This is a genomic window from Haemophilus haemolyticus, from assembly GCF_003351405.1.
In the GTDB taxonomy this organism is placed as follows: Bacteria; Pseudomonadota; Gammaproteobacteria; order Enterobacterales; family Pasteurellaceae; genus Haemophilus; species Haemophilus haemolyticus_N.
In genome coordinates, this window is the sequence record NZ_CP031240.1 from 1,012,189 (window position 1) to 1,036,289 (window position 24,101).

21 protein-coding genes and 1 pseudogene are annotated in these 24,101 nt (G+C 38.4%); 18 read left to right on the top strand and 4 right to left on the bottom strand.

Annotated elements, in window-relative coordinates:
- The first annotated feature begins 16 nt into the window (after window positions 1-16).
- From trmB to ftsN, 10 genes are all read left to right on the top strand, one after another.
- The gene (gene trmB, locus DV427_RS05105) at window positions 17-757 is read left to right on the top strand and encodes a tRNA (guanosine(46)-N7)-methyltransferase TrmB (protein WP_114891530.1); all 741 of its coding nucleotides are present in this window, start codon (window positions 17-19) and stop codon (window positions 755-757) included.
- Between the two features lie 117 nt (window positions 758-874).
- Window positions 875-1,219, top strand: a complete 345-nt coding sequence (locus DV427_RS05110) for a YggL family protein (protein ID WP_114891531.1) — start codon at window positions 875-877, stop codon at window positions 1,217-1,219.
- 211 nt (window positions 1,220-1,430) lie between these two features.
- On the top strand, window positions 1,431-1,961 hold the full coding sequence (gene napF / locus DV427_RS05115; RefSeq protein ID WP_114891532.1) for a ferredoxin-type protein NapF: 531 nt from the start codon (window positions 1,431-1,433) through the stop codon (window positions 1,959-1,961).
- The gene (locus DV427_RS05120) at window positions 1,954-2,235 is read left to right on the top strand and encodes a chaperone NapD (RefSeq protein ID WP_114891533.1); all 282 of its coding nucleotides are present in this window, start codon (window positions 1,954-1,956) and stop codon (window positions 2,233-2,235) included. The genes napF and DV427_RS05120 overlap by 8 nt, the downstream gene beginning before the upstream one ends.
- Window positions 2,236-2,391: 156 nt before the next feature.
- Entirely contained in the window at window positions 2,392-4,875 is a 2,484-nt protein-coding gene (gene napA, locus DV427_RS05125; protein ID WP_114891534.1) for a nitrate reductase catalytic subunit NapA, read from the top strand.
- 54 nt (window positions 4,876-4,929) lie between these two features.
- Window positions 4,930-5,769 (top strand): ferredoxin-type protein NapG, encoded by an 840-nt coding sequence (gene napG, locus DV427_RS05130; RefSeq protein ID WP_114891535.1) that lies wholly within the window; start codon window positions 4,930-4,932, stop codon window positions 5,767-5,769.
- Window positions 5,769-6,632, top strand: coding sequence for a quinol dehydrogenase ferredoxin subunit NapH (napH, locus tag DV427_RS05135; RefSeq protein ID WP_005647067.1), 864 nt, complete (start codon window positions 5,769-5,771; stop codon window positions 6,630-6,632). Before napG ends, napH begins: the two co-directional genes overlap by 1 nt.
- Window positions 6,633-6,637: 5 nt before the next feature.
- Window positions 6,638-7,081 carry a nitrate reductase cytochrome c-type subunit gene (locus DV427_RS05140; RefSeq protein WP_162790264.1) on the top strand — a complete coding sequence of 148 codons (444 nt, stop codon included), beginning with the start codon at window positions 6,638-6,640 and terminating at the stop codon, window positions 7,079-7,081.
- Between the two features lie 14 nt (window positions 7,082-7,095).
- On the top strand, window positions 7,096-7,698 hold the full coding sequence (locus DV427_RS05145) for a cytochrome c3 family protein (protein WP_005632140.1): 603 nt from the start codon (window positions 7,096-7,098) through the stop codon (window positions 7,696-7,698).
- A gap of 175 nt (window positions 7,699-7,873) precedes the next feature.
- A complete protein-coding gene (ftsN, locus tag DV427_RS05150; RefSeq protein WP_114891537.1) occupies window positions 7,874-8,662 on the top strand; it encodes a cell division protein FtsN in 789 nt (262 codons plus the stop codon).
- Between the two features lie 113 nt (window positions 8,663-8,775).
- On the opposite strand, the gene proB is transcribed toward ftsN, so the two are convergent.
- Complete coding sequence (proB, locus tag DV427_RS05155) at window positions 8,776-9,879, bottom strand: glutamate 5-kinase (protein WP_114891538.1); 1,104 nt, start codon at window positions 9,877-9,879, stop codon at window positions 8,776-8,778.
- A gap of 101 nt (window positions 9,880-9,980) precedes the next feature.
- Between proB and folA the strand changes: the two genes are divergently transcribed.
- The 6 genes from folA (at window position 9,981) to DV427_RS05185 (ending at window position 17,908) form a co-directional block, all read left to right on the top strand.
- A complete protein-coding gene (folA, locus tag DV427_RS05160) occupies window positions 9,981-10,463 on the top strand; it encodes a type 3 dihydrofolate reductase (RefSeq protein ID WP_114891539.1) in 483 nt (160 codons plus the stop codon).
- Between the two features lie 182 nt (window positions 10,464-10,645).
- Window positions 10,646-11,818 carry an EmrA/EmrK family multidrug efflux transporter periplasmic adaptor subunit gene (locus DV427_RS05165; protein WP_114891540.1) on the top strand — a complete coding sequence of 391 codons (1,173 nt, stop codon included), beginning with the start codon at window positions 10,646-10,648 and terminating at the stop codon, window positions 11,816-11,818.
- A gap of 9 nt (window positions 11,819-11,827) precedes the next feature.
- A complete protein-coding gene (locus DV427_RS05170; protein ID WP_114891541.1) occupies window positions 11,828-13,360 on the top strand; it encodes a DHA2 family efflux MFS transporter permease subunit in 1,533 nt (510 codons plus the stop codon).
- 499 nt (window positions 13,361-13,859) lie between these two features.
- On the top strand, window positions 13,860-14,981 hold the full coding sequence (locus DV427_RS05175; protein ID WP_114891542.1) for a DNA cytosine methyltransferase: 1,122 nt from the start codon (window positions 13,860-13,862) through the stop codon (window positions 14,979-14,981).
- Window positions 14,978-16,015, top strand: coding sequence for a restriction endonuclease PLD domain-containing protein (locus tag DV427_RS05180; protein ID WP_114891543.1), 1,038 nt, complete (start codon window positions 14,978-14,980; stop codon window positions 16,013-16,015). The genes DV427_RS05175 and DV427_RS05180 overlap by 4 nt, the downstream gene beginning before the upstream one ends.
- On the top strand, window positions 16,016-17,908 hold the full coding sequence (locus DV427_RS05185; RefSeq protein WP_114891544.1) for a Z1 domain-containing protein: 1,893 nt from the start codon (window positions 16,016-16,018) through the stop codon (window positions 17,906-17,908).
- A 43-nt stretch (window positions 17,909-17,951) separates the two neighbouring features.
- Here the strand turns inward: DV427_RS05185 and DV427_RS05190 are convergent.
- The 3 genes and pseudogenes from DV427_RS05190 to zipA form a co-directional block, all read right to left on the bottom strand.
- Window positions 17,952-18,287 (bottom strand): annotated as a pseudogene (locus DV427_RS05190) (helix-turn-helix domain-containing protein).
- 553 nt (window positions 18,288-18,840) lie between these two features.
- A complete protein-coding gene (ligA, locus tag DV427_RS05205) occupies window positions 18,841-20,859 on the bottom strand; it encodes an NAD-dependent DNA ligase LigA (RefSeq protein WP_114891546.1) in 2,019 nt (672 codons plus the stop codon).
- A 111-nt stretch (window positions 20,860-20,970) separates the two neighbouring features.
- Window positions 20,971-21,957: a cell division protein ZipA gene (gene zipA, locus DV427_RS05210; RefSeq protein WP_114891547.1), complete on the bottom strand. Its 987-nt coding sequence runs from the start codon at window positions 21,955-21,957 to the stop codon at window positions 20,971-20,973.
- 152 nt (window positions 21,958-22,109) lie between these two features.
- Here zipA and cysZ point away from each other — a divergent pair, with 152 nt between their 5' ends.
- Together cysZ and cysK are read left to right on the top strand one after the other, a co-directional pair.
- Window positions 22,110-22,928, top strand: a complete 819-nt coding sequence (gene cysZ / locus DV427_RS05215) for a sulfate transporter CysZ (RefSeq protein ID WP_065249930.1) — start codon at window positions 22,110-22,112, stop codon at window positions 22,926-22,928.
- 99 nt (window positions 22,929-23,027) lie between these two features.
- Window positions 23,028-23,978, top strand: a complete 951-nt coding sequence (gene cysK, locus DV427_RS05220; protein ID WP_005637197.1) for a cysteine synthase A — start codon at window positions 23,028-23,030, stop codon at window positions 23,976-23,978.
- The last annotated feature ends 123 nt before the right edge of the window (window positions 23,979-24,101 follow it).

Below are 24,101 nucleotides of genomic sequence, written 5' to 3' on the forward strand. Positions count from 1 at the left end.
CACGAACAAGATTTTTATGACACAAACTTTTGCTGATCAAAAACGTAAAACCGTTGAAACCGCAGAATTTACCGAAGATGGCCGCTATAAACGCAAAGTCCGTAGTTTTGTTCTTCGCACTGGTCGTTTGAGCGAATTTCAGAAAAACATGATGAATGATAACTGGGGAACACTTGGTTTAGATTATCAAACGGAACCTTTTGATTTTGCGAAGATTTATGGCAATGATAATCCAGTTGTATTAGAAATTGGCTTTGGAATGGGAAAATCGCTCGTGGATATGGCCTTTGCTAATCCCGACAAAAATTACCTGGGCATTGAAGTTCATACTCCTGGCGTTGGCGCTTGTATTGCTTATGCAGTGGAAAAAGGCGTAACGAATTTACGCGTGATTTGTCATGATGCCACGGAAATTTTACGAGACAGTATTGCTGATGGTGCGCTTGGCGGTTTGCAGTTATTTTTCCCCGATCCTTGGCATAAAGTAAAGCATCATAAACGTCGTATTGTTCAACCGCGCTTTGTGGTACAAGTTGTACAAAAATTAGGTGGAAATGGTTTTATCCATATGGCGACAGACTGGGAAAATTATGCAGAGCAAATGCTAGAAGTATTAAGCGCGAATACCGATTTAGTGAATACCTCGAAAAATGGCGATTATATTCCAAGACCAGATTTTAGACCTTTAACTAAATTTGAAGCCAGAGGCCACAGACTTGGCCATGGTGTTTGGGATTTATACTTTGTGAAGAAATAAGCCTATTTTGGGCAAATTAACTTTTGGGTGAAGATTGATGTTGGGGAAATCCGATGCCAAATTCACGAATTTAATATAGAATACTGATTTGAATACGACCTTAATAGGAGAAATACCATGTCTAAATCTTACAATCAACGTCAACGCAAAAAACTTCACCTAGCTGAATTCCAAGAACTTGGTTTTCTTGTAAATTTCCAATTTGCAGAAGGTACTGCGATTGAAACTGTAGACGAAATCGTTGATCGTTTTATTAACGAAGTGATTCAACCAAATGGTCTAGCTTATGAAGGTAGCGGATATTTACATTGGGAAGGTTTAGTTTGCCTAGAAAAAATTGGTAAATGTGATGAAAGCCACCGTGAAACTGTGAAAAAATGGTTAGAAACAAATGGTTTGCAACAAATTGAAGTAAGCGAATTATTTGATATTTGGTGGGAATACCCAGCAAAAACAGAGTAATTTGATTTAAAAATAGCATGGCAATCGCTGTGCTGTTTTATTAAAAATATTCGCGAAATTCACCGCACTTTAGATTTTTTGATCTATCACAAATAAAGCTCAATAATTTAACGATCTACCCATTTTGGGTGGTTCATATTGTAACTGTTGCGTCGCATAATTCTACGCCTTAAAAAAGCATTTGTTTATTTATTCACAAAAGGCACGCTCGATGACCGTTGAAAACTTACCCCGCAGACAGTTTTTACGAGGTAAATTCTTAACGTCTTTACATTCAGAAAATGAGCAAAAACAAGGCTTTGATGGAATTCGCCCTCCTTGGTCTGTGGAAAATTCTATTTTTGTGGAGCAATGTACGCGCTGTGGCGATTGTCTTTCTGTCTGTGAAACCAATATTTTGGTAAAAGGCGATGGAGGCTTTCCTGAAGTTCGTTTTGATAATGGTGAATGTACTTTTTGTGGAAAATGCGTAGATGTGTGTAAACAACCTATTTTTCATTCTCGCGATGAAAAACCTTGGTTACACAAAATCGAAATTGGCATGGCTTGTTTAAGCCAACATCGCATTGAGTGCCGTTCTTGCCAAGACAGTTGCCCGATGAGAGCAATTAGTTTTCGTCTGCAAATGGGGGGAGTGGCGCAGCCTTTAGTGAATACGGATGTTTGTAACGGCTGTGGGGCTTGTTTACAGGGGTGTCCGGTGAATGCGATTAAAATTAGTTATCTAAAACAAAATGAGTAATACAAATTTATCTCCGGGAAGCGCAAAAAATTGGCATGTTGTTGGGCTAATTGTTCAAGGTAATCCGGAAAAATTTGCGGCAATTCGAACCGCACTTTTAGCGATTGAGCATACTGAAATTCCAACTTTTGATGAAAAATTTGGAAAGATGGTCGTAGTGATGCAATCGCATGATCAACATATTCTGCTAGATAATATGGAAAGCGTGAAAGACATTGATGGTGTTATTAATGTGTCATTGGTGTATCACGAGCAAGACGAGCAGAAGAAATAAATTACTATAACAATACCGTAATTCTCTTGTAAGCAAGGGAAATGCTTAAAAGATAAAAGAAAAGTTGTTGTCTTTTATCGCAAGGCTCTGCCTTAATAGGTGTGTAAAAAAGTTTACATTTAATAATAAATCAGTGTTTAACGTGGGGGAAACGCGATGAGTTTAAGTCGTCGAGACTTTATGAAAGCCAACGCAGCTGTAGCTGCGGCAACGGCTGCGGGGCTAACCATCCCAGTCAAAAATGTGGTTGCGGCTGAATCCGAAATTAAATGGGACAAAGCAGTATGTCGTTTCTGTGGTACCGGTTGTGCAGTATTAGTTGGTACTAAAGATGGACGTGTTGTGGCATCTCAAGGTGATCCGGATGCAGAAGTAAACCGTGGTTTAAACTGTATTAAAGGTTACTTCTTACCGAAAATTATGTACGGTAAAGACCGTGTAACTCAGCCACTTTTACGTATGACAAACGGAAAATTTGATAAGAACGGCGATTTTACGCCTGTTTCTTGGGATTTTGCGTTCAAAACAATGGCTGAAAAATTCAAAGAAGCTTTCAAAAAGAACGGTCAAAATGCAGTAGGTATGTTCAGTTCTGGTCAGTCTACCATTTGGGAAGGCTACGCGAAGAACAAACTTTGGAAAGCTGGTTTCCGTTCTAACAACGTAGACCCGAATGCACGTCACTGTATGGCATCGGCTGCAGTTGCGTTTATGCGTACCTTCGGTATGGATGAACCTATGGGTTGTTATAACGACATTGAAAATGCAGATGCTTTCGTTCTTTGGGGCTCAAATATGGCGGAAATGCACCCAATTTTGTGGTCTCGTATTACTGATCGCCGTATTTCTAATCCTGATGTTCGTGTAACTGTACTTTCTACTTACGAGCATCGTAGTTTCGAACTTGCTGATCACGGTTTGGTATTTACACCACAAACCGATTTGGCGATCATGAACTACATCATCAATTATTTAATTCAGAACAATGCTGTAAACCACGATTTTGTGAACAAACACACTAAATTCAAACGTGGTGAAACCAATATTGGTTACGGTTTACGTCCTGAAAATCCATTAGAAAAAGATACTAACCGTAAAACTGCGGGCAAAATGTATGATTCTTCTTTCGAAGAATTAAAACAAATTGTGTCTGAATATACACTTGAAAAAGTATCTGAAATGTCTGGTGTGGATAAAACTCAGCTTGAAACCTTAGCAAAACTTTATGCTGATCCAAGCAAAAAAGTGGTATCTTTCTGGACAATGGGCTTTAACCAACACACTCGTGGTGTATGGGCAAACCAACTAATTTATAATATCCACTTATTAACTGGGAAAATCTCACTTCCAGGTTGTGGACCATTCTCATTAACAGGTCAACCTTCTGCTTGTGGCACAGCACGTGAAGTAGGTTCATTCCCTCATCGTTTACCGGCAGACTTAGTAGTAACTAATCCTAAACACCGTGAAACAGCGGAGCGTATTTGGAAATTACCAAAAGGCACTGTTTCTGAAAAAGTTGGTTTGGACACAATTGCACAAGACCGTGCAATGAACGATGGCAAAATGAATGTGCTATGGCAAATGTGTAATAACAATATGCAAGCTGGTCCAAACATTAATCAAGATCGTTTACCAGGCTGGCGTAAAGAAGGCAACTTCGTTGTTGTATCTGATCCTTACCCAACTGTATCCGCACTTTCTGCTGACTTAATTCTTCCAACTGCAATGTGGGTAGAAAAAGAGGGTGCTTACGGTAATGCAGAACGCCGTACTCAATTCTGGCGTCAACAAGTAAAAGCACCAGGTGAAGCAAAATCAGACTTATGGCAATTAATGGAGTTTGCAAAATATTTCACAACTGATGAAATGTGGACAGAAGAATTACTTGCTCAAATGCCTGAATATCGAGGTAAAACTTTATATGATGTGCTATTCAGAAATGGTCAAGTAGATAAATTCCCATTAAGCGAACTTGCTGAAGGTCAATTAAACGACGAATCAGAACACTTTGGTTACTATGTACACAAAGGTTTATTTGAAGAATATGCATCATTTGGTCGCGGTCATGGCCATGACTTAGCTCCGTTTGAAATGTATCACAAAGCGCGTGGTTTACGCTGGCCGGTTGTCGAAGGTAAAGAAACCTTATGGCGTTACCGTGAAGGCTACGATCCGTACGTTAAAGAAGGTGAAGGTGTGGCGTTCTATGGTTATCCAGACAAGAAAGCGATTATTCTGGCTGTGCCTTATGAACCAGCGGCTGAGTCTCCAGATAAAGAATATGATTTATGGTTATCTACCGGTCGTGTTCTAGAGCATTGGCATACTGGTACTATGACTCGTCGTGTGCCTGAATTACACCGTGCTATGCCGAATAACCTTGTTTGGATGCACCCATTAGATGCTGAAGCTCGTGGTTTACGCCATGGCGATAAAATTAAGATTTCATCCCGTCGAGGAGAAATGATTTCTTATTTAGATACTCGCGGACGTAATAAACCACCTCGTGGCTTAGTATTTACTACTTTCTTTGATGCTGGTCAGCTTGCAAATAGCTTAACGCTAGATGCGACAGACCCAATTTCAAAAGAAACCGACTTCAAAAAATGTGCGGTAAAAGTGGAAAAGGCTGCGTAAAAACCATGTAAAAATCAACCGCACTTTATTTTCCCCTATCAATAAAAGAGGAAGATGAAAGTGCGGTTAAAATCTAAAAAGAAAATGAAGAAACCAGCTCTCAATCCTGAACGTAGAAAATTTCTCAAAGAAGCAACCCGTACTGCGGGTGGTTTAGCTGGAGTTGGGATTTTGTTGGGATTGCAGCAAAATCAAAGTCTTGCTCGCGAAGGTGTGCCATTACGCCCACCGTTTGCTTTGCAAGATGCGAAAGCGTTTTCTGCCGCTTGTATTCGTTGTGGACAATGTGTTCAAGCCTGTCCTTATGACATGCTACATTTAGCATCTTTATTATCGCCAGTAGAAGCGGGAACACCGTATTTTATTGCGCGTGATAAACCTTGCGAAATGTGCCCTGACATTCCTTGTGCTCATGCTTGCCCAACAGGGGCGCTTGATCGCAATGCGACAGATATTAATGAGTCGCGTATGGGGCTGTCAGTACTGTTAGACCATGAAACGTGCTTGAACTGGCAAGGGTTACGTTGCGATGTTTGTTATCGGGTTTGTCCATTAATCGATAAAGCGATTACATTGGAAAAACAACATAATCAACGTTCTGATAAGCATGCGTTATTTATTCCAACAGTACATTCTGATGCCTGTACCGGATGTGGGAAATGTGAGCAAGCTTGTGTGTTAGAAGAAGCTGCGATTAAGGTTTTACCAATGGATCTTGCAAAAGGTATGTTAGGTAAACATTATCGTTTGGGCTGGGAAGAAAAAGCGAAAGCTGGCCATTCTCTTGCGCCTAAAGATATGATTTCGTTGCCAACTCGCACGCCAGAAGGAACAACTGTAATTCCTGAACCGGCAGAACCCGTGCTTGCACCTATTTTAGGGAGTGGCAAATAATGGCAAATACACCAAAATTTGCAGGTAAAGAGTCGCGAGAAAAATGGGGCTGGTGGTATGCAAACCGCTTTTTGTTTTGGCGTCGACTAAGCCAACTTAGCATTCTTGCGATGTTTTTAAGTGGTCCTTATTTTGGCGTGTGGATTTTAAAAGGCAATTATAGTGGAAGCTTATTGCTTGATACTATTCCATTAAGCGACCCTTTAATTACAGCAGAAAGCTTGGCTGCAAGACATTTACCTGATGCTCTCACCTTGATTGGTGCAGCAATTATTGTGTTATTTTACGCAGTGCTGGGTAGTAAAGTATTTTGTGGTTGGGTATGTCCGCTAAATGTTGTGACAGACTGTGCTGCGTGGCTACGCCGTAAGTTAGGCATTCGCCAAACGGCAAAAATTTCGCGCGGTTTACGTTATGGCATTCTTGCGCTTATTTTACTAGGCAGTTGCGTAAGCGGAATGTTGCTTTGGGAGTGGGTTAATCCAGTGGCTGCACTCGGCCGTGCCTTTATATTTGGTTTTGGTGCAACAGGCTGGCTATTGCTTGTTATTTTTCTTTTTGATTTATTGATTGTAGAACATGGTTGGTGTGGACACCTTTGCCCAATTGGTGCTGCTTATGGTGTGATTGGTGCAAAAAGTTTAATCCGTATCAAAGTGATTGATCGTGCAAAATGCGATAATTGTATGGATTGTTATAATGTTTGTCCTGAAGCCCAAGTGTTACGTTCACCTTTACATGGAAAAAAAGACGAAAGCCTACTTGTGCTTTCCAAAGATTGTATCAGCTGTGGACGTTGTATTGACGTTTGCGCTGAAAAAGTTTTTAAATTTTCGACCAGATTCGATCATTCAGGGGAGTGATTAATATGACTAAACAGGTATCTAAAATTTTAGCGGGATTATTTACCGCACTTTTTGCTGGCTCACTGATGGCATCTGATGCACCAGTAGTGGGAAAAGATTTAACTCAAGCGGCAGAAAATATTGCTCCAGCATTTCATAATGCACCGCGTCAAGGTGAATTACCAGCATTAAACTATGTAAACCAACCTCCAATGGTTCCACATAGTGTTGCAAATTATCAAGTGACAAAAAATGCGAACCAATGTTTAAATTGCCACAGCCCAGAAAATTCTCGTTTGAGTGGTGCAACTCGAATCAGCCCAACTCACTTTATGGATCGTGATGGTAAAGTAGGTTCAAGCTCATCACCACGTCGTTATTTCTGTTTACAATGTCACGTTTCTCAATCAAACGTAGATCCGATTGTTCCAAATGATTTCAAACCGATGAAAGGTTACGGAAACTAATTTAAGAGGTCTATATGTCTGAGAAAAAACCAAATATCTTAAAGCGTTTCTGGCAATGGTTTAGAAAACCAAGCCGTATGGCGATAGGTACGATTATTATTTTATCAGCTATTGGTGGTATTCTTTCTTGGGTTGGTTTTAACTACGGTCTAGAGAAAACTAACACTGAGCAGTTCTGTGCGAGTTGTCATACTCAAGATGCTTATCCAGAATATTTGCATAGCGTGCATTATCAAACTCGTACTGGTGTAGGTGCAAGCTGTCCAGATTGTCATGTGCCGCATGAATTTGGCGCAAAAATGAAACGTAAAATTGTTGCGGCTAAAGAAGTATTTGCTCACTATACTGGAAAAGTGGATACATTAGAAAAATTCAATGCACATCGTTTAGAAATGGCTGAAAACGAATGGGCTCGAATGAAAGCTAACGATTCTAAAGAATGCCGTAACTGTCATAAAGTAGATCGTATGAACTTCAACGATCAACGTTCTGTGGCAGCACGTATGCATGAAAAAATGAAAACTGAAGGTAAAACTTGTATCGACTGTCATAAAGGTATTGCACACCAATTACCTGATATGAGTGGCGTTGAGTCAGGATTCAAAGACGAGAAATAATTTTCTCAAAATATTGTGAAAAAATACCGCACTTACCTAATAAGTGCGGTATTTTTATTTTGTGTTTATACACGATAATCTATTGATGTTAGTCTTTATTTAAAGCCTATTTTTCAGTAAACTTAGCAAGTTTTGTTGAATTATTAAAATATTACTTAAAATTTAGGAATTTATTGTGGCTCACCGAGATTTTGCCGCACGTCGCGGTTCAAATAATAAGAAAAAAACAAAAAAGAATAAGAATATTCTGATCATCCTCGCTTTAGTCATTGTGTTGGCTTTTGGTGTAGGGCTTTATTTGTTGAAAAATAAAAATAGCGAAGCTGTAGTGCAACAGGCTGCAACACAACAAGAAAAAACGCAACCTAAAAGTGTCTTACCTAATCGCCCAGAGGAGGTTTGGAGTTATATCAAGGCGTTAGAAACTCGAACTGTTCCTGTTGATAATAAACCTACAAGCGTAGAGCAAAATATGCGCTTGACCGAAGAACAACGCCAAGTTTTAGTGCAAATGGAAAAAGAACAACAAGCAGCAGAAGAGGCGCGTAAATTAGCGGAGCAACAACGCGCGGTAGAAACAGCAAAAGCTCAACAAGTGCAAGTGGCGCCAAAAGTAGAGCAAGCGAAAAAGCCTGAAGCAGTAAAAACAGAAACAGTGCAACCTGAATCTATACAAAAACAAGAACAACCAAAAATTGAGATAGCTAAAAAGGTTGAACAACCTAAAACTACGGATAATTTGAACGGTGGTAAAAAATTCGGTTTACAGTGTGGCGCTTTCAAAAATAGAGCGCAAGCTGAAAATTTGCAAGGACGCTTATCAATGACTGGGTTAAATGCACAAGTACAAGTAAATGGTGAATGGAACCGTGTTCGTGTTGGTGGATTTGCTAGTCGAGATGCTGCAGTGCAAGCGCAAAGTAAAGCTAAAAGTGTGGCGGATTGTGTTGTGATTGGTATGTAATGCTAATCTAACGTTGTTGAGTTATCTTGATACGTTAAATCTCTATGATTGAAATAAAAAAATCCCAACTAAAAGTGTGGTGCAATTAGTTGGGATTTTTTTACTAAGGATTATTACAAAATAATCATATCATCACGATGCATTGCTACTGCACCGTATTCATAGCCTAACACATGTTCAATGTCTGCTGATTTTCGGCCCTTAATTAATTGTAGGGCATCGCTGTTATAGCGTGGCATACCTAGTGCAATGTCTTTACCAGTTTGAGTGCGTATTTTGACTACTTCACCACGCGAGAAACGCCCTTCCACGTTAACAATGCCAGCGGGTAATAAGGATTTATTTTGTTCAAGAATAGCGTTTTGGGCTCCTTCATCAACAGTGATGATACCTGCAGATGGCGCGGCGAAAAGCCATTGTTTGCGACTTTCTAATCGATCAGATTGATGGGCAATAAACTTTGTACCAATATTTTGTTCATAAGCAAGATCAGCGATTACATTTGGGCGATTACCTGGGGCAATAATTGTTTCAATTCCAGAGCGAGTGGCAACATCAGCAGCAATGATTTTAGTCATCATTCCACCTGTGCCAAGATTGGTTCCACTGCCACCAGCGATTGAGCGAATGTGGTCAGTAATTTGTTCTACAACTGGAATTAATTTCGCTGCAGGATTTTTACGCGGATCACTATCAAATAAACCTTGTTGATCAGTCAATAAATAAAGTTGTTCCGCTTGAACAAGAATAGCGACTAATGCAGATAAATTGTCATTATCGCCAACTTTAATTTCTGCGGTCGCCACCGCATCATTTTCATTAATCACAGGAATAATGTGGTTATCTAAAAGTGCGTGTAAAGTATCTCGCGCATTTAAAAAACGTTCGCGATCTTCAATATCAGCACGAGTTAATAAAAGTTGTCCGATATGAATATCATAAATAGCAAATAATTTTTCCCAAGCCTGAATTAATTGGCTCTGACCAACCGATGCAAGTAGTTGCTTTGAGGCAATTGTGGGTGGTAATTGAGGATGATTCAGATAATGACGACCTGCTGCAATAGCGCCAGAAGTAACGATCACTATACGAAATCCATCATTATGCAATTGTGCAATTTGACGAACGATTTCCATCATGTGTGGTGAATTCAGTTTTGGCGAACCCTGTGTTAGGGTACTTGTACCAAATTTCACTACGATTGTTTTCTTGTTCATAGTCGTTTCCAAAGTTCTTAAAATTGACATTAACGTTATCACTAAATCAATGAAAAATCACCTAATATCAGGTATAGTAACGGCAAATTTTAGGGGGATTTATGACATTTAGTTTAATTGTGGCGACGACATTAAATAGCGTGATTGGTAAAGATAACCAAATGCCTTGGCACTTGCCTGCAGATTTATCATGGTTTCGTCAGAACACGACTGGCAAACCAGTCATCATGGGGCGTAAAACGTTTGAAAGTATTGGTCGCCCGCTACCTAAACGTACTAATATCGTGCTTTCTCGTCATCCTTTTGAACACGAAGGTGTTGTATGGAAAGATAGCTTTGAAAGTGCGGTAGATTTTGTCAGAGATTTTGATGAAATTATGTTGATTGGTGGGGGAGAGTTATTCAAACAATATTTGCCACAAGCAGATAAGTTATACCTTACTCAAATTCAGGCAGAACTAGATGGTGATACTTTTTTCCCTCAATTGAATTGGGATGAGTGGGAAATTGAATTTGACGAATATCGTAAGGCGGATGAACAAAATCAATATGATTGTCGATTTTTGATTCTTACACGGAAATAAATCAAATTAATGAGACTATATTTTTAGAGCATTCATTAATCTAGAAAATAAAGAGATGATGATTTCTCTTGAGTTCGCCTTTTTAAAGTTTCATAATGAGCCTTCATTTTTATTTTTGATAGTTTTAAAGGTTATCTCAAATATCTCATTTTTAAACATTATCCCAGATTAGGGAAGGCATTATGACGCAAACTGCAACTGAAAACCCATCAACTAAATCTGTATCAAATAAAACTAATCGTAAAAAAGGCTTAAGCATTTTTATTCTTGTTCTGCTTATTATTGGTATTGCCTGTGCTTTGTATTGGTTTTTCTTCTTGAAGGATTTTGAAGAAACAGAAGATGCTTATGTGGAGGGAAATCAAGTGATGGTGTCATCACAAGTTGCGGGAAATGTAGCGAAGATTAATGCTGACAATATGGATAAAGTCCATGCAGGTGATATTCTAGTTGAATTGGATGATACGAATGCAAAACTTAGTTTCGAACAGGCAAAAAGCAATCTCGCCAATGCTGTGCGTCAGGTAGAACAACTTGGTTTTACTGTGCAACAATTGCAATCAGCTGTGCACGCCAATGAAATTTCTTTAGCTCAAGCACAAGGCAATTTGGCACGCCGAGTTCAACTTGAAAAAATGGGTGCAATTGATAAAGAATCTTTCCAACATGCAAAAGAAGCCGTTGAGCTTTCCAAAGCAAATTTAAATTCCTCTAGAAACCAATTAGCTGCTAATCAGGCTTTATTGAGTAACGTTCCATTACGTCAACAACCGCAAATACAGAATGCAATGAGCTCACTCAAACAGGCTTGGTTGAATTTACAACGTACAAAAATTAGAAGCCCAATTGATGGCTATGTGGCGCGTCGTAATGCTCAGGTTGGGCAAGCCGTTTCAGTGGGTGGTACATTAATGGCAGTGGTTTCTAATGAACAAATGTGGCTAGAAGCTAACTTCAAAGAAACCCAATTAACGAATATGCGCATTGGCCAGCCGGTGAAAATTCATTTTGATTTATACGGTAAAAATAAAGAATTTGATGGCGTGATAAATGGCATTGAAATGGGGACTGGTAATGCGTTTTCTCTTTTACCTTCACAAAATGCTACGGGTAACTGGATTAAGGTGGTGCAACGTGTGCCTGTGCGAATTAAATTAGAACCACAACAATTTTCTGAAACGCCATTACGAATTGGTCTTTCTGCAACGGCAAAAGTAAGAATTTCCGATTCATCTGGTCCAATGTTGCGAGAAAAATCAGAACAGAAAACTTTATTTTCTACTGATACACTTAAATATGATGAAAGTGCGGTAGAAGATTTGATTGAATCTATCATTCAGCAAAACAGCCATTAAGGCGGTGTTATGGACAATTCCGCCAAAAAATTTCCACCTATTCAAGGTGGCGCGCTGATTTTATTAACACTAGCTTTATCTCTCGCCACCTTTATGCAAGTATTAGATTCTACCATTGCAAATGTGGCGATTCCTACTATAGCGGGCGATCTTGGTGCATCTTTTAGCCAAGGAACGTGGGTAATTACTTCTTTTGGTGTGGCAAATGCGATTTCTATTCCAATAACAGGTTGGTTAGCAAAACGTTTTGGCGAAGTGCGGTTATTTTTAGTTTCAACTTTTTTATTTGTTGTCTCTTCTTGGCTTTGTGGGATTGCAGATAGTCTTGAAGCATTAATTATTTTTCGCGTCATTCAAGGTGCTGTCGCAGGCCCAGTGATTCCTCTTTCGCAAAGTTTATTATTAAATAATTACCCGCCAGAAAAACGTGGAATGGCATTGGCATTTTGGTCAATGACTATTGTGGTTGCGCCTATTTTTGGTCCAATTTTAGGCGGATGGATTAGTGATAATATCCACTGGGGATGGATCTTCTTTATCAATGTTCCGATTGGTTTATTAGTTGTGCTAATCAGCTGGAAGATTTTGGGGAACCGAGAAAGTGAAATTATTCATCAACCTATTGATAAAGTCGGTTTAGTTTTACTTGTCTTAGGCGTGGGATGTTTGCAATTAATGCTTGATCAGGGACGTGAGCAAGATTGGTTTAATTCTAATGAAATCATTATATTAGCTGTTGTTGCTGTTGTTTGTCTGATTGCTTTGGTTATTTGGGAATTGACAGATGATAATCCTGTAGTAGATATTTCGCTTTTCTATTCTCGTAATTTTAGCGTAGGGTGTTTATGTACCAGTTTAGCCTTTTTGATTTATTTAGGTTCTGTGGTATTAATTCCGCTCTTGCTACAACAAGTCTTCCATTACACCGCGACGTGGGCTGGGCTTGCGGCTTCCCCAGTTGGATTATTCCCAATTTTGCTTTCACCGATTATTGGGCGTTTCGGTTATAAGATCGATATGCGAGTTTTAGTGACGATAAGTTTTATTGTATATGCAATAACATTTTATTGGCGAGCGGTGACTTTCGAGCCATCAATGACTTTTGCTGATGTGGCTTTACCACAATTAGTGCAAGGTTTAGCGGTAGCCTGTTTCTTTATGCCACTTACCACGATAACCTTGTCTGGTTTACCTGCGCATAAAATGGCTTCTGCGTCTAGCTTATTTAACTTCTTGAGAACTTTAGCGGGTTCTGTAGGGACATCTTTAACTACATTTATGTGGTATAACCGTGAAGCTGTTCACCATACTCAATTAACAGAATACATTAATCCTTATAACCCAATTTCCCAAAGTTTTTACCATCAAATGAATCAATTTGGTTTAAGTGATACCCAAACTTCAGCTTACCTCGCTCAACAAATAACATCGCAAGGATTTATTATTGGTGCAAATGAAATATTTTGGTTATCAGCTATGGGATTCTTAGGATTGTTTATTGTGATTTGGTTTGCAAAACCACCTTTTGGGGGCAGACATTAGTAGCGTATTTCAGATATAAAAGAGCGGTCAAAAATATGATGATTTTTCGGTATTATGTAGTAGTTGCACAAAACCTGAGATTCAATCTTAACTGAAGTAAAATTTCCAATGCCCTTATCTTTAAAAACAGGATTAAGGGCATTTCTTATATCTTATTTTAGCTGATTTCTCGAGGTATTACACAAAATTTCCTTACCGCAGACGTAACTAATCCGCTCAATCTTGTAAAAGGTAAGTAACCTTTCCTGATACGAATCAGAATGTTATTTTGCGATTAAAAGTTAAGCTGAACTAAGTGGCTTATCCCTTTAGGGCTGATGGCGACATTTTTGCGATTTTATGTCATAATTCAAATAATTTTTTATTTTTAAAGTGGATTTTAAAATGTCCTTGACATTAACCATTATTAACAACGATATTGCGTTGCGTATTCAGCGTAAATCTTCACTGCTCTTAGTGCAAGCGCCCTTTTCAATAAAATGCATAGGAGTGAAATTCTATGCAATCTAATCAAATTTCCCTGTTTGATGCTCAAACCAAACCTAAAATTCTTTCTCTTTTTTCAGGCTGTGGCGGTCTAGATCTTGGCTTTCATCAAGCTGGATTTGAAACCGTTTGGGCGAACGACTTTTCCCATTGGGCTTGTGAAAGTTTCCGTAAAAATATTGGCGATGTGATTGTGGAGGGCGATATTGAGCAAATCGATCCGAACGATCCTACCATTCCCGATTGTGACATTATTCTTGGTGGTTTTCCGTGTCAAGATTTCTCAATGATTTGGAAACAACCTGGCTTAGACGGCGAGCGTGGCAATCTTTACAAGAGCTTTTTACGCTTTGTAAACGCTAAAAAGCCCAAAGTTTTTGTGGCAGAAAACGTGAAAGGTTTGCTCACGGCAAACAAGAAAAAAGCTATTCAGCAGATAATTACCGATTTTGAAAGCTGCGGTTACTACGTTCAGGCGAAATTGTATAACTTTGCTGAATTTGGCGTGCCACAATTTCGTGAACGAGTGCTGATTGTCGGTGTGCGTTTAGATACTGGCTTTGATTTTCACCACCCACAGCCCACCCATAATGCAAGCGGTGAAAATGGGCTGAAACCTTACGTTACCGCAGGTCAAGCTGTTTCTAATATTCCAAGTGATGCGATGAATAATGAACTGATGAAAATCAGCGACAAAACTCGTCAAATGCTGTCGCTTATTCGAGAAGGTGGCAATTTTACCGATATTCCCAAAGATCACCCATTATATGTGAAAGGAATGATTAGCCATGTTTATCGCCGAATGCACCGAGATGAACCCTCTAAAACTATTATTGCGGCTGGCGGTGGTGGTACTTGGGGTTATCACTTCCCTGAACCTCGAGCTTTTACCAACCGTGAACGAGCAAGATTACAAAGTTTTCCTGACGATTTTGAATTTATCGGTTCAACCACTGAAGTACGTCGTCAAATTGGTAATGCTGTACCACCGCAAGGTGTGGTAGAGCTTGCAAAGGCGATTTTACCGATTTTTTCGGGCAATTATAAAAAAGTGGATTTATACAAAAAATTGGAAGCCGAAAAAGCCGAAGTTTTCCAAGATCGTTTAAATAAAATTCGTGGAGGAAAACGATGAACACCGTTTTTTCTAATATCGCTCAAGCTGAAATTACAGATCGTTCGCTCAATAAAGTTTGGATGGACTTATTTAAGTCTGCTGATGAAGTCACTATGGCGACTGGTTATGTTTCTAATGATGCGATTAAAGAATTGCATAAAATCATTGAGCATAATCCTAAATTAAGAAAACTGGATCTTTTAGTTGGAATGCACTATTTGGAAGGTTTTACTCGTCCACAATATGACAGCCTTTGTGAGCTTAATCAATTCTTGCAAGAAGAAAAACGTGGCTCTGTTTTCATTTCTCCCTTTGTTAAATTCCACGGAAAAATGTATTCCTTTAAAAACGGAAAACAAATTGACAGCTTAATTGGTTCAGCAAATTTAACTTGTTTTTGGGATAGTACAGAACGTACTTATGAAACAATGCTTCATTTAAATGGAAATGAGGCATTAAGTCTGCAAACGGATATTCAAAGCACAATTACTAAGCTAGGAAAACCTATTAGCGAAGTTGAAACGCCAAATAACTTTAAAGAACATAATAGCCATTTAGAAAATTGCTTGGGTGTAAGCAAAGTTAACGCAGCTGATGTAGCACTATTATTTATGCAAACATCAATTTATAAATTTGATATTCAGGCTAAAACCGAAAAAAGCAGTAATCTAAATGTTTTCTTTGGAAAAGGGCGAGAAGATCAGCGAGGCTTTATCAAGCCAAGACCTTGGTATGAAGTAGAGATTATCGTTTCAAAATATATTACAAAGCAACATGGCTATCCGTACCATAAATCATTTACTGTAATTACTGATGACGGTTGGAAATTTAAATGTAAAACATCAGGAGATTACTCTAAAAACTTTCGTTCTGAAAATGATCTCAAAACATTAGGGAAATGGATCAAAGGCAGATTAGAAAGTACCAACTGTTTGAAAACAGGTGAAATGATTACCGAAGAAACTCTACGTAAATACGGTAATGATAAATTTGAATTTCGTTCAACGGATAATCCTGATGTTTGGTTGCTTTCGTTTAAGGGGAAAAACTAAATGCTGAAAACTTATTTAAATAAACTTACACCACCTGAGTTAGCGGATTCTGTAAAAAATACCGTTTCAGGATTTATGGATAAATTGGCCCAAATTGAGCTGAAAAAAGTTCAAAATGTTTTGTTACTAGGTAATGTGCAAAGTGGTAAAACCGCCCAAGTTTTAGGTGTATTAAGTGCATTAGCAGATGATGGCGATCATAAAGTTTTTCTCTATCTCACTACGGATAGTGTTGATTTACAACAGCAAACGGTAAAACGAGCCAAAACCAGTTTGGATAGATTTATTGTTTTATCAGAAGATGATGACAAAAGTTTTACTCAAGTAATGAAAGCTGATAATCCAATTTTGGTGGTTATTAAAAAAAATGCTAGTGTGTTAAAACGTTGGCGGAATTTATTTAAAAGCCAAGAAAATTTGAAAGGCTATCCGCTGGTTATTGTGGACGACGAAGCCGATGCGGCAAGTTTAAATACTAATGCAAATAAACAGGATAAAGATGCTAGTACAATCAATAAACTATTGAATGAAATCAAAAATAGCTGTTGCCAAAGTTTATTTATTCAATTAACCGCTACTCCACAGTCTTTATTATTACAACACCAAGAATCTGAGTGGCAACCCGAATTTATCCATTTTTTTGAAGCAGGTGAAAAATATATTGGTGGCAATTTTGTTTTTTCTGATCCACCGAACAAACTTATTTTCCGTCCGATTGACAGTGAGCTAGATGAAATTAAAGATGATAGCGGAGAAATTCCCGAAGGTGTAACACGAGCTTTGCAAAGTTTTTTATTAACTTGTGCAGAATTTGATTTATGTAGAAAAACAAATTGCAATTTTGCCTTGCACCCAAGTTATAAAATTCAAGATCACACCGCCTTTGCTGATAAAATTCAGGCTTGTTTAAATGATCTCGTACAAGCAGTGAATAATGATGAAAATTTTGCAAATAGTTTTAAAGAAAGCTACCAAGATTTGCAGCAAACCAAACCAGATATTCATCACTTTGAAGAAATCTACGAAAACCTGACTGCACTTTTGCAAGATAAAAGAATCAGTGTTGTTGTACTAAACTCTAAGACTGAAGCTGATTTTGATTTAGAAAAAGGATTTAATATCGTAATTGGCGGTAATGTGATTGGACGTGGCTTAACTATTCCAAAATTACAGACAGTTTATTACAGTCGTACAGCGAAAAAGCCGAATGCTGATACCTTTTGGCAACATTCTCGCATTTTTGGTTATGATCGTGATATATCTCTATTAAGGCTTTATATGCCTATGGATGTATATAAATTTTTTGTATCGCTTAATCAAGCAAATAATTTAATTATTGAACAAGCTAAACAATTAAACGGAAATGTACAAATTATTTATCCGAAAAATATCAACCCAACTCGTAAAAATGTGTTGAAATCAGATGCAGTCAATCAACTAGTTGGTGGTGTAAATTATTTTCCATTTAAGCCAAATGAAAAAAATTTATCCCAGATCAATGGATTACTACCTACTATTGAGCAAAATCCAATTAAGGAGGATTTATATCAAATTGACAATGAAACCTTATTTTTAATTTTAGAAAATCTAGGTAATTATCAATCTGATGATTGGGATAAAGAAAAATTTGTCACCAGTATTCAAGCCTTACAAACTCAACGACCAAGTTTTAAAAATTATGTTTTAATCAAAAAGGGAAGAAAAATTGGTAGAGCCACCGGCACAATGCTTTCCGAAGATGACCGTAAATTGGGTGATAAATACCCAAATGATTTGTTTTTAACACTTTATCTTGTTGTTGGTGATGAAAATAAAGGTTGGAAAGGCGAAGATTTTTGGCTGCCTAATATTAAATTACCGCATAAAGGTTTAGTTTATTGGGGATTGAAATAACACTACGCCATCTGAGTTCAAATTCAGATGGCATTTTACTATATTAAGCATTATCTATTTTTGAGATTTCCTTAAAAGAAATCGCAAATGCTTCTTTGAGGTTTTCAGGCATAGCACGATAGTGTGCAATAAGTTTTTCTTCTTACTTAGACATATAGCTTTCTTGGGTGATGGTTTGAAACATCGCACCATTACCTGTTAGCAACCAAGTAATTCTGATCTCTAATGCCTCATGGATTTTTACCAATCCTTCAACGTTTGGGTCACGCCCTTCATTCAAGTAATTCATCGCAGAACGATAAGAAATGATTGTGAGTTCTGAAAATTCTTTTATCGATATTCCTTTTACTTCTAAAATCTGCTTTAGTCGGTTTGCTATGCATTCTCCCCTGCGTTGGGAAAATCAAGAAAAAGTTGTCTGTCCGAAGTGTAATATACAAACGCTTACAAAATTGCAACAGCTGCAAGCATTGCAACTACACCTTTAGTGTGCTATGCATTCGAGGCAAATCGTTATCAATAGCTGGTTATCTAATTTCAATGCTTGAAGGTTGATTTCATTCGTATGAAAGTATTTTTCAGGTTGCTTTTTAAGGATATGCGCCACTAATTGGCGTGGTGATGATTGAAAACGGACATTACGAGATTTCTTACTTAATGAAAAATCTGAATCTCTTGCGTGATTTAGCGCAGTTTGATAGTCTAAAACTATCTGATTTAATCCCTTTACTTTTTCTTCAAATTCAGCTCGTTCTTGTTCTGCAAGAGAAAGTTATTCAATCAATAATTTTTCTAATGCATTCATTTTTTTCTTACCTTTAAATTACAACGAAGTAAGAAAAATGTAGCAGAAACATTTAGTTAAATCTTTGTGCAACTGCTACATAATACTGTGATTTTTGGCCTCTCTTGTTTATATGATTTTAATTCAACTAATTTAAAATATTAACCTGCTCTAAAAATTCTTCTTCTGTTAATACTGTAATATTTAGTTCCTGCGCTTTGGCGAGTTTAGAGCCAGCTGCGTTACCTGCGATGACAAAGTCCGTTTTGCTGGAAACTGAGCCACTTACTTTTGCGCCTAGCTGTTGTAATAATGATTTTGCCTCATTGCGTCCCATTTGAGTGAGGGTGCCGGTGAGGACGACGGTTTTATCTTTGAAGAAGTTTTCACTGGCTTCTTTTACTTCCACAGTTTCCCAATGTACGCCTTGTGCGATTAAATCCTCAACAACGGCAACATTATGCGCTTCACGCCAGAACACAAAAATTCTGTTTGCTACAACTTCACCCACATCAGGCACTTGTTGAAGCTCTTCAAGATCAGCGGATTTAAGCGCATCTAAAGTTTTGAAGTGATTCGCAAGATTCAATGCCGTGGCTTCACCCACTTCGCGGATGCCTAAAGCAAAAATAAAGCGAGCAAGGGTCGTGCTTTTGGCTTTCTCAAGACTATTGAGAGCATTTTCTGCAGATTTTGCGCCCATTCTTTCTAAGCGTGTGAGCGTAGTTAAATCAAGTTTAAATAAGTCCGCTGGTGTATGAATCAGTTCTCGATCGACTAATTGTTCTATTAATTTTCCGCCTACACCATCAATGTCCATTGCTTTACGAGAGACGAAATGTTTTAACGCCTCTTTGCGTTGTGCCGCACAGAATAATCCTCCCGTACAGCGCGCCACCGCTTCGCCTTCAATACGAATAATTTGAGAGTCGCACACAGGGCAGTTTGTCGGGAAAATAATTGGTTTAGCATTATCCGGGCGGCGTTCATGTAATACACCGATAATTTGTGGAATTACATCCCCTGCTCGGCGAATGACAACAGTATCGCCAATAGCAATATTTAAGCGTTCAATTTCATCACCATTGTGTAAGGTGGCATTACTTACTGTAACACCAGCAACAAATACTGGTTCTAATTTAGCGACTGGTGTGATTGCACCCGTTCGGCCAACTTGGAATTCAACATCATTCAGCACCGTTAATTGTTCTTGGGCTGGGAACTTGTAAGCAATCGCCCAGCGAGGTGCTTTGGAAATAAATCCTAGTTCATTTTGTAAGGCTATATCATTGATTTTTAATACGGTTCCGTCAATGTCATAACCCAGAGAGCTTCGTTTATTTTGAATATCTCGGTAAAAATCTAAAACTTCATTTGTGCCATTACATAAACGAATTTCTGGATTCACAGGAATACCGATAGATTTTAGCCATTGCAAACGAGCATAATGAGTATTTGGCAGTTCAACGCCTTCAGAGATCCCAATACCATAAGCATTTAATACTAATGGGCGTTTACTTGTAATATTAGGATCAAGTTGACGCAAAGAGCCTGCCGCCGCATTACGAGGGTTAGAAAAGGTCTTTTCACCATGTTCTAGCGCATATTCATTTAAACGCTCAAATCCTGCGTGTGGCATAAAAACTTCGCCTCGCACTTCTAAACGTGCGGGAGGATTGTCTGTTAGAAGTTGTAATGGAATATTACGAATAGTGCGGATATTTGCTGTAATATCTTCGCCTGTGGTGCCATCACCACGAGTGGCTGCTTGGGTGAGCACGCCATTTACATACAAAATACTCACTGCTAAACCATCAAGTTTAGGTTCACAACAGAAGGTAAGTGGTTTAGGTAATACGATTAAACGATCTTCAATGCGTTTTACAAAGGCATTGAATTCTTCATCGGAAAAAGCATTATCTAAAGAGAGCATGGGAATTTCATGACGAATTTGACTAAATCCAGAAAGTGGTTTTGCCCCAACTCGTTGCGTTGGAGAATCTGAAGTAAGAAATTCAGGATGTTCTAGTTCTAACGCTTTTAGTTGATGAAAGAGACGATCATATTCGCTATCAGGTACTGTAGGATTATCTAGAACGTGATATTCGTATTCATATTGGCGCAAGGTTTTACGTAGATTGTCTATTTGAGTTTGAATATTTGTCATAAAATTCTCGGGGAAAAAATGACCGCACTTTTTGTGTGTTTTTAGTGAAAATAGACAGGCATAAAGCCTGTCTCCATAAAGATAAAAGTGCGGTAAATTTAAGGTATGAATTTACACGCGAGCAAGATATGTTTGCTCTGCATTTTCATCAAAGATTTCTTGTTCTTCAGTAAGCACGATGCCTTGTAAATCTTCGGCTAATGTATGTGCAGCGCGGATCATCATTCGTAAATTAGCGAGATTATTACCTGGCGATGGCAGTTGCATGAAGAATACAATTCCCATTGTGCTGAAATCTACTAAGTTATAGGAATCGAATATTCCTGGTTGCTCTAAATTTGCCACGCTGAAGAGAACGGGGCTTGCCACACTTAAATCTAAGTGGCGGTGATACATTTCATCCTCACCCAAGATAAACCCTAAGTTTTCAAGTGCTTGTACTAATTTCGCACCATTGAATTGGTCGCTAGATTTTGGAATAAGATAAAGTTGAATATAGCCAGTTTTTTGTTTCGGTTTAGTTGTGGTTTCTGCTTTTGGTTCATTAAAAGATACGTTGTAGTCCACTTGACGTTCTTCGTGAGCTAATTCCGCAAGTTGCGCTCTTAATTCTGGTGATGATGAATTAATTCCATCGAAACTAGCATTTTGGCTTTGTTCTTCAATTTGTTCCAATGTCATATTCGCAACGCTATTTGATGTCGGCATATCATATTGTGGTTGAGTCGGCTTTAACGGCTCAGAACGATGATTTCCCATATCATAAACAGGTTGAACATTTGGAATCGAAATCTTAATGTCATCGACGCTTTTTTCACTTTGTCTATAATCAACAGGTTCTTGAGTCACAGCTGCATTAGGCATGACTTGATGACGAATTGGGGCATTTGCTTGCGCTGCAGTGACGTGAGACAAATTAGCATTTGTTGGTTGCGTTTCTTCTTGAGTATGGGATCTTTGCACATGAGAAGTGCGGTCAAATTTATTAGCTTTATCAAAATATTTTGATTTCTCACGACGATTTGACCATAATCCGTGCACGATTAAGGCAATAAGTGCCAAAATGCCCACAATAATCAAAATTGTATTTAAATCCATCTTTATTCCTTACGCGTGCTAGTCCAGCGAGAATGCTATTAATGGCGCTAATCCTACCATATTTCAGTAGGTGAAAAAATACTTCAATGCGTGGAATTTTAAGGGAAAAGAGCGGTCTGTTTTAGGCGTATTTTTATTGAAAGGAAAGAAAAATGTTGAATCCCAATGAATTAAAATCTGGCTTCCATTATTTTGTAATGGGCTGGCATTACATCACACAAAAAGGTTTGCGTCGGTTTGTTATTATTCCAATTTTGCTCAATACCGTTTTGCTTTGTGGTTTATTTTGGCTTTTTATTAGCCAAATCACGAGTGCGATTGATTGGGTAATGAATTTTATTCCAGACTGGCTTAGTTTTCTCAGTGTAATTTTACTGACACTTTCGATCTTAACAATTTTATTGCTCTTTTATTTTACCTTCACCACACTTTCTGGCTTTATTGCCGCACCTTTTAATGGCTTGCTAGCGGAAAAAGTAGAAAAAATACTGACAGGTGAAAATATCAATGATGATAGTCTTGTGGATGTAATGAGAGATGTGCCTCGTATGCTTACTCGAGAATGGCAAAAATTACGTTATAGCCTCCCCAAAATTATCGCCTTGTTTTTACTGAGTTTTATTCCTTTGGTTGGGCAAACCATCGTGCCTGTACTTACTTTCTTGTTCACTTGTTGGATGATGGCAATTCAATACTGTGATTATCCTTTTGATAATCATAAAGTCTCTTTTGATATCATGAAAAATGCGCTTGGCAATCAACGAACTCAAAGTTTAACTTTTGGTGGATTAGTAACTTGTTGCACGTTTGTGCCTGTGATTAATTTATTAATTATGCCTGTTGCAGTATGTGGTGCGACGGTGATGTGGGTGGAAAATTATCGTAATTACTTACGTTTTAATATGAATAGCTACCCATCATCTCAAACGGGGCTTGATGTTCGTTCAGAAAATACAGGGGTTGTTAAATAGCTTGCGGTTATAAAATAGATCAAATAACTATTTTTTTAATCAAAAGTGCGGTGCTATAAATAAACCAACACTAACGAAGTCCAACAAAAGGGAAATATTATGACAATTTATGCAGACAATTCTTATTCTATCGGAAATACGCCACTTGTGCGTTTAAAACATTTTGGTCATAACGGAAATGTGGTCGTGAAAATTGAAGGTCGTAACCCAAGCTACAGCGTAAAATGCCGTATTGGAGCGAATATGGTGTGGCAAGCAGAAAAAGATGGCACGCTTACGAAAGGAAAAGAAATTGTAGATGCAACGAGCGGTAATACAGGTATTGCTTTGGCCTATGTTGCAGCAGCTAGAGGTTATAAAATCACACTCACCATGCCGGAAACAATGAGCCTAGAAAGAAAACGCTTATTGCGCGGATTGGGTGTTAATTTAGTGCTTACCGAAGGCGCAAAAGGAATGAAAGGCGCGATTGCGAAAGCAGAAGAAATTGTTGCTTCTGATCCAAACCGCTATGTCATGCTTAAACAATTTGAAAATCCAGCTAATCCACAAATTCATCGAGAAACAACAGGCCCTGAAATTTGGAAAGATACGGATGGAAAAGTCGATGTTATTGTTGCTGGCGTAGGAACAGGCGGCACCATTACGGGTATTTCTCGCGCGATTAAATTAGATTTTGGTAAACAAATCACTTCTGTTGCCGTTGAGCCAGTGGAATCTCCTGTGATTACTCAAACTTTAGCGGGCGAAGAAGCAAAACCAGGTCCACACAAAATTCAGGGTATCGGTGCTGGTTTTATTCCAAAAAATTTAGATTTATCTATTATTGATCGCGTAGAAACTGTTGATAGCGATACCGCACTTGCCACAGCTCGTCGCTTAATGGCGGAAGAAGGCATTCTTGCAGGTATTTCATCTGGTGCAGCTGTCGCGGCTGCAGATCGCCTAGCTAAATTACCAGAATTTGCTGATAAACTCATTGTCGTTATTTTGCCTTCAGCTTCAGAGCGCTATTTAAGCACAGCATTGTTTGAAGGGATTGAGGGATAAACCAAGAAGAACAAAGTGCGGTGAATTTTCACCGCACTTTTACCTAGACCAAAGGAGTTCAATCTGAATGATATCAGATTGGTGAGAATTATAGCGAACTAGATTGCAAGGTTGGTTCGCAAA